The organism is Xanthovirga aplysinae (genome assembly GCF_009711365.1).
GTDB classification, from domain to species: domain Bacteria; phylum Bacteroidota; class Bacteroidia; order Cytophagales; family Cyclobacteriaceae; genus Xanthovirga; species Xanthovirga aplysinae.
Genome location: NZ_SMMB01001205.1, coordinates 1 through 11,460 on the forward strand (window position 1 = coordinate 1; position 11,460 = coordinate 11,460).

The 11,460-nt window shown below is 36.0% G+C and carries 11 protein-coding genes; 6 read left to right on the plus strand and 5 right to left on the minus strand.

Annotated elements, in window-relative coordinates; all coding sequences use genetic code 11:
• On the plus strand, positions 1-1,165 hold a 1,165-nt coding region (locus E1171_RS16805; protein ID WP_222931527.1), incomplete at its 5' end, for an aminotransferase class I/II-fold pyridoxal phosphate-dependent enzyme.
• Between the two features lie 306 nt (positions 1,166-1,471).
• A complete protein-coding gene (locus E1171_RS16810; protein WP_155207215.1) occupies positions 1,472-1,921 on the plus strand; it encodes a cold-shock protein in 450 nt (149 codons plus the stop codon).
• 107 nt (positions 1,922-2,028) lie between these two features.
• On the opposite strand, the gene E1171_RS16815 is transcribed toward E1171_RS16810, so the two are convergent.
• On the minus strand, positions 2,029-3,030 hold the full coding sequence (locus tag E1171_RS16815) for an NADP-dependent oxidoreductase (protein WP_155207216.1): 1,002 nt from the start codon (positions 3,028-3,030) through the stop codon (positions 2,029-2,031).
• Positions 3,031-3,043: 13 nt separating this feature from the next.
• Entirely contained in the window at positions 3,044-3,400 is a 357-nt protein-coding gene (locus tag E1171_RS16820) for a DoxX family protein (protein ID WP_155207217.1), read from the minus strand.
• Positions 3,401-3,718: 318 nt separating this feature from the next.
• Between E1171_RS16820 and E1171_RS16825 the strand changes: the two genes are divergently transcribed.
• The 4 genes from E1171_RS16825 to E1171_RS16840 are packed head-to-tail and all read left to right on the plus strand — an operon-like array spanning position 3,719 to position 6,912.
• Positions 3,719-4,543, plus strand: coding sequence for an AraC family transcriptional regulator (locus E1171_RS16825; RefSeq protein ID WP_155207218.1), 825 nt, complete (start codon positions 3,719-3,721; stop codon positions 4,541-4,543).
• A gap of 59 nt (positions 4,544-4,602) precedes the next feature.
• Positions 4,603-5,505: an SDR family oxidoreductase gene (locus E1171_RS16830; protein WP_155207219.1), complete on the plus strand. Its 903-nt coding sequence runs from the start codon at positions 4,603-4,605 to the stop codon at positions 5,503-5,505.
• Between the two features lie 53 nt (positions 5,506-5,558).
• Positions 5,559-5,978, plus strand: coding sequence for a MauE/DoxX family redox-associated membrane protein (locus E1171_RS16835; protein WP_155207220.1), 420 nt, complete (start codon positions 5,559-5,561; stop codon positions 5,976-5,978).
• 10 nt (positions 5,979-5,988) lie between these two features.
• Positions 5,989-6,912, plus strand: a complete 924-nt coding sequence (locus E1171_RS16840) for a YybH family protein (protein ID WP_155207221.1) — start codon at positions 5,989-5,991, stop codon at positions 6,910-6,912.
• A 175-nt stretch (positions 6,913-7,087) separates the two neighbouring features.
• On the opposite strand, the gene E1171_RS16845 is transcribed toward E1171_RS16840, so the two are convergent.
• From E1171_RS16845 to E1171_RS16855, 3 genes are all read right to left on the minus strand, one after another.
• A complete protein-coding gene (locus E1171_RS16845) occupies positions 7,088-8,932 on the minus strand; it encodes a MutS-related protein (protein ID WP_155207222.1) in 1,845 nt (614 codons plus the stop codon).
• Between the two features lie 476 nt (positions 8,933-9,408).
• Positions 9,409-10,200 carry a cytochrome c biogenesis protein CcsA gene (ccsA, locus tag E1171_RS16850; protein ID WP_155207223.1) on the minus strand — a complete coding sequence of 264 codons (792 nt, stop codon included), beginning with the start codon at positions 10,198-10,200 and terminating at the stop codon, positions 9,409-9,411.
• A gap of 12 nt (positions 10,201-10,212) precedes the next feature.
• The coding region (locus E1171_RS16855; RefSeq protein WP_222931528.1) for a cytochrome c biogenesis ResB family protein at positions 10,213-11,460 on the minus strand (1,248 nt) is incomplete at its 5' end.

Consider the following 11,460-nt stretch of genomic DNA (forward strand, 5'->3'; position numbering starts at 1 on the left):
GGCTACTAAAAATTATTATATGAGGGAGTTGTTATCCCCTGCATCTAATACTGTAGATATTTTTGATCGTAATACAGGGAAAAAAAAGAAGATGTATATGTTTGGCTCCAACAATTACCTGGGGTTGGCAAATGATAATTCTCTCCTACAGAAAATCCAATCAAAAATAGTAAAATATGGGATAGGGCTAGGAGGACCACCCTTACTAAACGGTTATACCTCCATTCATAAAGAATTAGAGAAGAAAGTATCTTCCATAAAAAATAAGGAAGACGCATTGCTTTTTTCTAGTGGGTATTGTGCAAACCTAGGACTCATCAGTGGATTATTAAACAAAAAAGACCTTATCATATATGATGAATACAGTCACGCATCACTTATTGATGGAATAAAACTAAGCGGGGCACTTGGGGTTCCTTTTAGGCACAATGATATGACTGAACTGAAACGCTTGATCATCAACTTGAAGGATAATCACAAAAATACATTTATCGCTTTTGAGGGATTGTATTCGATGGATGGAGATACTTGCCGTTTGGATAAAATCATTGGACTTGCAAAAAAATATGGTACTTATACCATTTTAGATGATTCTCATGCAACGGGTGTATTGGGAAAATCCGGTAAAGGAGCATGTGAGAAGTTTAATTTGATCGATTCGGTGGATTTTATCATGGGATCTTTTAGCAAGGCTTTTTCTTTAACGGGAGGGTTTGTTTGCGGAAGTAAGGCTGCCATAGATTATTTAAGGGTATTTTCCCGACAGTATATGTTTTCCACCTCCATGCCTCCTATTCTTGTTGCATCCATCCTTTCAGCTATTGAGGTTCAGGAATCAAGCCCCCAATTGCTCAGTAGACTTAAAAGAAATACTCGGTTAGTAATAGAACAATTACGGTCAATGGTTGAGTTTGCTGCCACCCCTGAGGTAGGTATTGTCGTTATTAGAATTCCGGAAAAAGGCAATGTAATCAAGTTAAACGAGGAATTCCATTCTAGAAATATTTTTATCAATTCAGTTAGTTATCCGGCAGTTCCCATCAATGAGCAAAGGTTTCGTATTAGTCTGATGTCCACCCACACCGAGGATGATATAAATTATTTAGTGGATTCAATAAAGGATGTCTGGAAGAAATATCACCTAAGTAAACTGAAAGGAAATTAAACTTATGCATATTTTTTGAATATTTGAGACCAATTCATTTTTTTGACTCTTCTACTTTAAAAATTAGACTTCTCTTCTTGATATTATTATATTAATTGCAAGTAGAAAATCTTTTTATCAATTAGTTTAAATAATTATCATACCTTTGTCAAATGACATTTGGGTGAATGCCTTTCAATAATTCCTCAGCAGTACTGTCCCCATTTTTTGGTTCTGTTCGGGCAAGTTGATTACTAAATTTAGTATTGTTAAGCCCTACCTGACTGTTAAGAGAGAACTGTTTTAAAATTATTTAATCAAAATTGGATGGCAAAATCACAGCAAACATTTAACAAAAAAGAAAAAGAAAAAAAACGTTTAAAGAAGCGGGAAGAAAAACAACAGAGGAAAGAAGATCGGAAAAATAGCTCTCAGGGTGGAGGACTGGATAGTATGATGGCCTATATCGATGAAAACGGTAATATAACGGATACTCCGCCTGATCCAACCAAGAAAAAAAAGGAAATAGATGCTGAAAGTATAGAAATTGGAGTTCCCAAAATGGTGGAGGATGAAACTTCTTCTGTACGAAAAGGAAGAGTGGGGTTTTTTAATGATTCAAAAGGTTTTGGTTTCATTAAGGAACTTGAGACCCAGGAGAAATTTTTTGTGCATGTCAATGGTTGTTTGGAAGAAATCAAGGAAAACGATAAAGTTACTTTTGAACTGGAAAGAGGACCGAAAGGAATGAATGCGGTTCAAGTGAAAAAGATTTAATTTTAAAGAAATTTCTCGCCCCTCTTGGATTTATTTCAGGGTAGGACAAGAGAGGCGAGCATTGAAGAATTCGTTTCGACACTGTGAGAGAAAATTATGTTTTATTTCTATTTTACCGTAACAACCACCTTCCCTTTAGTTCTTCCACTTTGAAGGTATTCCAATGCATCGATTGACTCATCAAGAGAAAACTTTTTATCAATAATGGCTTTTATTTTGCCGTCCTCTATTAGTTTCCGGATTTCATCGAGTTGTTCACCTGAAGGTTTAAGAAACAGGAATTGGTAAGCATTGCTTTTTGCTTTGGCAGCTCTGTACACTTTACGATTTCCAAGCCAAATAAAGAATTTGAAAATTGGGTTTAACCCAAAGTTTTTAGAGAATTCCTGATCAGGAGGCCCGGCAATACTTACCGTTTTTCCACCGGTTTTGAGAATTTTAAAGGAATCAATGGTGTATTGCCCACCCAAGGTGTCGTAGACATAGTCAAGATCTTTTAGGAGTTCCAAGTAATTCTCTTTTTTATAGTCAATTACCTGGTCTGCACCCAATGCTTTTACCCATTCAACATTTTTGGTGCTGGTTGTAGTGGCTACATTTAATTCCAAGGCTTTGGCATATTGTATGGCAAAGGAGCCTACCCCTCCTGATCCGGCATGAATTAAGATCTTTTGACCTGGATTTGCCTTCATAGCCGATTTGATGGTTTGCAAAGTAGTTAAGCCCACAAGGGGAATTGATGCAGCTTCCTCATGGGAGAAGTTATGAGGTTTGGGAGCAATTAATGTGGCATCCACGGCAACAAACTCGGCTAAAGTGCCGGCAGCACCTACCCTTGAGAAAACTTCATCACCTTCTTTAAAGTTTTGAACTCCTTTTCCTACCGACACAATGGTTCCACTGACATCGAAACCAATGGGAGCTGGGAAATCCAGTTTCTCAACTATTTTCATGAGGCCATGTACTATTTTATAATCGATGGGATTAATACTGGCAGCATGTACTTCTATTAATACTTCTCCAGCTTTTGCTTTTGGTTTTTTCACCTCAGCAATTTTTAAGTGATTTCGGATATCTTTTCCATATCCTGTTATTTGTAATGCTTTCATTAAAAATTAAAGTTTAGTCTTTGTTGACACTTAACCACCACGCCCATGCTATAAGCACAAATTGCATAAGGATTCTCCATCCTGAACCCACAACAGGAATATTGTGAAAATATGCGTTAATATGTACCACTAGAAAGATAATTAGTAAAAAAAGAATTCCCAAAGCTGCTTTATTCTTAAATTTTGGGATCAATAAACCAATTCCTAATAAAATTTCCAGTATTCCGGAAGCATATACCATAATCCCATGAAAGGGAATAAAATTAGGCATCATCTCAAAATAAAAATCCGGTTTTAAAAAATGATTGATCCCTCCAATGATGAAGAATATGGCTAATAGGATACGGAGTGCCTTTTTTAGACTTCTCATTTTGGTTTAGTTTATTGTTAAAAACAATTTTTTTAAAAGACCATTCCATCGGAGTGAAAAAAGAATTACAAAATCGTAAAGCAATAAAATCGGAGACCCTCTTTTCGGATTAAATATTTCTTGAACTAATTCATTTTCGGGTTAACTTCAAAAGGTCAAATTAAAATTTAGAATTTGACTTATACACTTTAGAAAAACTAGAAAAGGAATCATTCGTAAATCCTTTTGGTAATTTTGTGATGATATTCTCTCCCATTAGTTAGATTAACTAACTTGATATCTCCTGACTGGGTTGGATGAAATTGCAGTAAAAAAATTATGATAAACTATTTTAAAATTGATACGAATGCTATTAAGGAATTGAGTCAATCTCCTCTTCCCGCTAGACAACGGGATTACAACGAAATCATTTGGATAAAGAAAGGTACCATAAGGTTTATTTTGGATGGGGAGGTTACTTTAGTTAAAGGAAGTGCTTTCTTTTTCTTTCCTAAGGGAAGAATTCACCAATTTATTCCCAGTCAAAATGTAGAAGGAGAAATTATTCGATTTAATGAAGAATTTATAAATGATTATCCGAATTTACCTTTTAGTAATTTCAATACCATTGCTGAAATTAAAGTACATGGGGAAGAGGAAACTAAATTAGAGCTATTATATCAACTTTTTGCTTTGGAATTTGGGAGTAAATCCAATTGCCTGGCAGGTTTAACCTTTCTTTTATCACTTCTTTTATACAAATTGGATTTCTTAAAACAGGAGCAATTGGAAGAACAGCAAGTTCCCAAAGAGCAAATAGCCTTATTTAATCATTTTCAGAAATTAATGGATGAATTTATTTTCGAGTCTCATTCAGTCAATTTTTATGCTGATAAACTAAATATTACCCCCAGAAAATTAGGAGAAATTTCAAAACAGGTGCTGAACAAAAGTACCATTAAAATTATTGCTGAGAAGGTTATCATTGAGGCCAAAAGAAAACTGTATTATTCCACTAATTCCATAACGGAAATTGCCTATCTGCTTAATTTTGAAGATAGTTCTAACTTTACTAAGTTCTTTAAAAAACATGCTGGTATTACTCCTAAAGAATTTCGAAAATTACCGGAATTACATAAATCTACCATTTTTCCACAAAAATGAACCAGTATAAGTAGATATTTCCTAGGACTTTTGTAAAAACGAATTAAACAAAAGTTCAAATGGAAAATATTTTAGTGACAGGGGCATCAGGCTTCCAAGGAGGAGCTGTTGCTGAAGAATTAAATAAAGCGGGTTTCAAAGTTTATGGATTATCTTCAAACCTTTCCAACCCTCAACGAGAGAGAATAGCGGCAGTTGCAGGTAACCTTAGTAATGTTGAAAGTCTAGTTCAAGCTTTTAAGGGAATGGATGGGGTATTTTTTACCCTTCCCCTTATTTTTGATAAGGAACAAGTGTTAGATTACACGCGAAACTTTATTAAGGCTGCTGAAAAGTCCACACTTAAACTGATTATTTTTAATAGTAGCATGTTGGTGCCTGAAAAGGCTCTAAATGTTGTACCCTACGATATCAAATTTGAAGCAGAACAGCTATTAAGAGCTTCTGGTTTGCCTCTTATCTATTTTCACCCCAGAATCTATTTTGATAATATTCCGGCACCTTGGTCAGTTCCGGCCATTATGAATGAGGGAATTTTTGCTTATTCCATTAACTCCAATGTCAAAGTGTCTTGGCTTAGTTTGAACGATCTGGGAAGATTTGCCGCCTCAGCCTTTACCAAATTGGAATTAATTGGTCAAACCTTTGAATTGGGAGGGAAGGCTATTACCTGCACTGAAATCGCAAAAGCTTTAACCAATGTGGTTGGAAGAGAAGTAAATTATCTTTCGGTATCTCCTGATGATTTCGAAGCGGGATTAAAGGGGGCTATTGGAGATCAAGCTGCTGCGGCCGTGGCGGACATTTATCGCTATTTAGAAAAGGTGGAGGATAGCTTTATTACCTCCAATGAAGCCCATCGTATTCTTAAAGTAACTCCGGTCTCTATAGGAGAATGGGTGAAGTATATTCCCTGGAAATCATTAAACGAACAGTTCATTCAGGAACCAACAGTTAATTAGTAAAACTTATCACATTCGATGGAAAAGTTAAAACATTCTATAAAGACAGAGCAATGATTACAACAACCTATAAATATGAATTACAATGGAGCTCTTTATTGTTAAGAATTGCCATAGGTTCTCTTTTTTTGGCAGCCGGAATTATAAAGTTGCCTAATGGAATATCCGGAAATATTGCCTATTACCAACAATCCTATTTTGAGCATTCTCTATTACCCGATTTTTTCATTACTTCCCATGCATCTATCATCATGTTTGTGGAATTCATTTTGGCCATCTGGCTATTTAGCGGTTATCGACTGAAATGGGCTTGGATAGGTAGTGGTCTTACCTTTATCAGTTTGGCCTTCGGATTGGTTTTCGCTTACCAATTCGCTTCTACTAATGATAATTACATTTATTTATTTATCACCACAGTAGGTCTGTTGCTAAGTCGACATGATTATTGGGTGTTAGGGAAACCATCAAATTAAATTTTTAATCATGAAGAATTATTTAATAAAGTCAAGTGAGTACTTATTGAGTCTAGGTTTACTGATGAGTGCTTGTTCCAACTCTAATCAAAATTCTACTCAAACAACAAAAAAGAATACTACAATGGAAAAGACAACCTTTGTACAACCAGCAAAGAATCCTGCAGATGTAGCCGATGGTTTCCACGAAGCGTGGAAAAATCAGGATATTAATCGTCTTGGAATTTATTTTGACGCAAAAACCAAATTTTACCCTCCTGAAGGAGATCCCGTAATAGGTTGGGAGAAAATAAAGCAACAGCTCCTTCCTTTTATTGAAGATCAAGAACCTTCTGTGATTGAGAATACAGATGTAATAGTGTTTGAAAATCAAGATTATGCCATAAGAAAGGACCATTGGCAAATGAAATCTTTAAAGGATGGTAAATTGCTTTCTGAAAATATGGCGTTAGAAGTTTTCCGGAAAACCGAAGAAGGGAACTGGGTTTATGTTATAGATGCTCCATTCCAAAGCAATTATAAAAGTGAGGCTTTAAAAGGGATAGATACTGGAGATGGATTAACACCAGAGATGGTAGAAGAACTTTTCCATGAGGCCTGGAAAAATCAAAATATTGATAAAATAGGGGAAGTATTTACAGAAAAAACGAAGTATTTCTCTGAAAATGGAAATGATAAATTCGTAGTTGGTTGGACCGAGATTAAGAAAAATTTAGCTCCTTTTCTGGAACAACCAAGTATATTAAAACATACTTTTTCTAATATTTTCCAGAACGAAAATATCGCATTAGTGAAAGCCCACTGGGAATTGCGGTCTCCAGAAGGAGAGTTAATGGGAGAAAGCGATGCAGTTGAACTTCTGGAAAAGACAGAAAATGGGAACTGGGTCTATGTGATTGATGCCCCTTTTGTTCAATTTACAAAAGAAAACTAATTTTTTGAGGAGGAAGGAACCCGCATTTTTTGTATCAACTTTGATTGGTGGTACCCTTCTATTAAGGGTTCCTCTTCTTTATCCCCATGTTTTATTTCAGTTCTAAATTTGTCAAAAATCGAGGTGTCTTTTAACCCTAGATTTATCAAAGGTTTCCAGCAACTAAAGGATCATGTTAAATTTTTTCAATGTCAGAAAGGACCTTAATACCACTTCTTTTCATTAATTCACTTGCATTGAAGTCTTTACATATGCCTTCGGTTAGCTTGTAGTTAAAAGACATTTTACCCTCCCGAATTTCACTGTTAAAACTGTAATTGGTAACCGTAGATTGATTTTTTGCTAAAATAGCCAGTTCCAAATCGTGAGTCGAAATCATACCGAAAGCGTTAAGCTCCTCTAGTTGCTTAATTAAAGAAAACCCTCCTTTATGTCGATCTTTTGAATTAGTGCCTTTAAACATTTCATCCAAAAGGAAAAATATGGGTTGGCCTTTTTTTATTAAATCCAGAAGTTGTTCTATCCTTCTTAATTCCGCATAAAAAGAAGAGATTCCTTCTTCCAGATTATCCAGAGTTCGCATACTGGAGAATATTTTCATATGCGATATCTGAGCTGACTTTGCACAGCAAGGAGCACCCATGAATCCCAATACCAGATTGACTCCCAATGTCCTTAAAAATGTACTCTTTCCTGCCATATTTGAGCCCGTTATTAAAGCAGTTTTTCCTTGCCCACTTAAATTAAAGTGGTTGCATACTCTGATTTCAGTGTTTATCAAAGGATGTCCCAGCTTTTCAAATTGGATGCTGTAAGGCTCGTCTTTTATTTCCGGGAAAGAAAATGATGGATTTGAATAGGAGAATCCCGCTAAACTGCTTAAAACTTCAAATTCACTAATAGCAGACACCCAGGAATCTAAATGGTCACGGTTTTTACTTTTCCATTTTTCAGTCAAAATGATCCAATAAACATCAAGGAGGAAGAATAGGTTGAAGATCAGATAAAATTTGTTTCCCTCAATGGATGTTCTTTTATTTCCTGTGAGTTGAAATATTTCTAGTATATTTTTCAACCGGTTAATTTCTCCTGAAGCAGAGTATTTGTTTCGGTTTAAAGCAGATTGGAGCCGTTTAAGTAATGCTGAATCAAAGTTCTCTGATTCAATTTTCTTTATTAGTGATTGGTATCCGGCTAATATTTTGGTGTTTTGATGCGTTTTTTCCAGAGTTTCCTCGGTAATAGGCCTTATTTTTCTTAAGAAAAACTGATTGACTGTCAAAATAATAATCAGTGGAATTAATTTTGTAAACCAGTCCGGCGAATATGCATGAAGAAAAAAATATAGGGTTGCGGATATGGCTGATAAAGAAAGAAGGATAGTAGCAATAAGGTATTTTGATTGGTTGGGAATTAATTGCTCAGGTGTTTTGATCCAGGATAATAGTTTTTTATAGTCACTTTTTGGGTTTTGGAAGTGCATCCCCGAGGCTTGGAAATCCTGTCTCCATTCAAACTTTGAAGAAAGTTCTTTAATGGCTTTTTGTCTTTCCAGGATTACGTCTTTAGAAGCAGGTTCCGATAACCATTTTGCCAGATATATTTTGCCTGACTCTGCAGTAGTTCGGTTTAAGAGCTGAAAAAGAGAGTTGGATCCAAAGATATCCAAATCAGAAACATAAGCATGATCACGACGGATAAATTCTTGTCCTGTAGGAAAATCTGATAGCTTGTTTTCAAGTTTTAAGACTTCATTTTCATTTATTTCTTTTAAAAAGGTGGCATGCCGTTTTAAATAAGCAATCCTATTATAACGCTTGATTATTAAAGCAAAACCAAATCCCAACAGAGGACCTACGGTTAAAATCAAAGCTATCCATCTTTCATTTGCCAAAAAAATAATGAGGGCTATCGAGCATAAGAAAGCAATTAACCTGATGGTAGAAAGCTGGTTTAATTCTTTAGCCAATTTTGAGACTTCTGCCTTATACTTATGGATGTTATTTTGGTAGATGTTCAATTGTCCTCCTTATTCTTAATTCCTGAAATTTTTATTATGACTTCTGTCTTACTTATCCTTCAAATGTATGAATTTAAAGATTAATATAATTCTGAGTCTTAATTTATTAATAATCTGGAATTTTTAGTTTGTCTGAATATCATCTATCCAAAAATTCAAGGTTATAGTGGGTCCCGTTTTCAATCAGATTCTCTGTTAATTCTTTAATCCAAGGATTAATTATGCTATTCCTATCTTTATCCACTTTGCTTTTATTTACTTGTTTTGATTTCAGCTTAGGGAGAAGGTTGATAAGGGGATTCTGTTGAAATTCCGGGAAAATTGGAATTGAATTTATGGTTTGCCTAATTCAAATTATTATTTGTTTGTAATTCAGATTAATTAAATACGCTTATTGATTTTTTTGAATGGTGAGAAATTAGATGAAAGATTGGAATAAACCTGGTCCGGACAAGAGGCCAGGACCAGGTTGCAGATCAACTACTATAAGTATGCACACTGCTTTGAGCTGCAGGAAGGTAGTTAATTCCAAACCAGCAAATAAGCAAAAGAATGAAAGCGATCCCTAAAGACCATAAAGCCGCTTTTTCTTTTTTGGGGTGGTGTACCCTAAAGTGTATGTAAATTAAATAAGCGATCCAGGTAATGAAGGCCCAGGTTTCTTTAGGGTCCCAAGTCCAGTAGTGTCCCCAGGCTTCTTTTGCCCATAACGCCCCGAATAAAAGCCCGAGTGTTAAGAATCCAAAACCTATATACACCAGATTGTCTGCCATATGCAGTGTTTTTAATTCAAATTTTCCGGTATAGGATTGATAGATTCCTTTTACTGCTACCAAAGATGAGGCCGCCAATATGGCATAAGAAAAAATATAAACGATCACATGGGGTACAAACCATGGGCTTTGCAAGGCCGGCATTAAGGTTTTACTATGGGTTTCTGGATTCATTAGATTTATTCCCAAAAATACAATGGCCATCAGTGTACTGTAAGCTAAAATCCAGTTGTATTGCCACCTTCGGTAAGTGGCCAATCCAATTACAGGAAGGAAAAAAGAATACCATAACCTAGTTTCTCCCAATGTTCGCATGGGAGGACGGTCAAGGGTGTTCCATAGCATCAGTAAGAATATTCCCAAAGTCAGAACTCCCATTGAGTATATTACACTCGATAAATTTGATTTCTTCTTATTAATATAGGTGAAAAGCACTCCTGCTATCCATAGAATAACGCTAATAAGTGCATACCATTCAAAATTAACCCATTTCATAATATATATCTTTTAAGCTTTTATTTCTCTTCCTAACCAAAATAGATAAAGTGCACCAGCGAGCATGAGGCCAACTCCTGCATAAACTACAGGCAGCCAGGGATCTCTGACCAACTCCACGATACTGAGTTGTGACCATTTCCCAAAGCGATCATCATAGCTTAGCTGGTAGATCTTCCAACCATTGAGACTCATAGGTTTGTTTACTTCTATTATAGTATTGATTTTCTTTTCATTTTTGGTATAAATCAATACATCAGAACTGAATTTTTTTGGTTCCGGACTGGTCATTACCAAACTATGTGTATCATCCAAATCCAAGAAAGTAGGAGAGTAACGGAAGCTTCCACAACTTACCCAACCCTGCAATTCTTGATCTGTTTTTAGGTTTTTGACTTTAACTAGGGCCGAAGGAGCAGCACCAACCTCATTTACAGTTTCAAATCGGTTGCTTGCTACCCATCCTGACTCTTCCAAGAAGGAGCTTACCTCTACTTCCCAATCTATAAGCTTCCCTTTGGTTCCCTCGGGTTCAATTTGCAGGATTTGTTCACCTCCTGAAGGTAGAATCTCACCTGTATTTCGGTTGATGATGGCAAGTTTGGGATGGTATTCCTCAATGTCAAATGCATTTAATTGAAGGGCAAGAGGTAATTCCAACAATTCTCCTTTTTCGTTTCTTGCTCTCCATTCTACTTTTCCTTCATAAAGGTCCATGGTTAGCCTCTGCAGGTCTCCACTTCCTAGTGTTGTTGCTACTATGGTCAACCATAAACCAAAATGGTTTAAGAAAAAACCAATGTTCTTTTTCCTAAAGGGAAAAGATTTTTTGAAGGTAGCATATCCCAGGGTGGTAAGGAAGAACAAAAGCCCAAGAGCAAAGGGCCATGAGGTGGTCATACGATCAAAGCCTAACAAATGAGGAAGGCTATTATGGTTATGGTCTGACATTCCAGGGGCTTGTTGAGCCGTAAAGCCCATCACTAGCACCAAAATGCCAACCATTCCGATGGCTGAAATGGAAGCAGGAACCCCAGATAACCACTTCATGATCGGGTGTTTTCGAAGTATAAAATAAGTAAGGCCTAGAAGGAATAAATAACCTAATCCGAAGATTAAATTGTAAGGCCATTTTAATAAGGCTTGGGAAAAGCCGGATGTGGTAATTTGTAAACCAAACCCAACTAAAAGAAGTCCCAGGGCTATCCAAAATCCCTCCAAATATCCCCACGGATAAGCCCATAAGGACTTTTTGCTTTT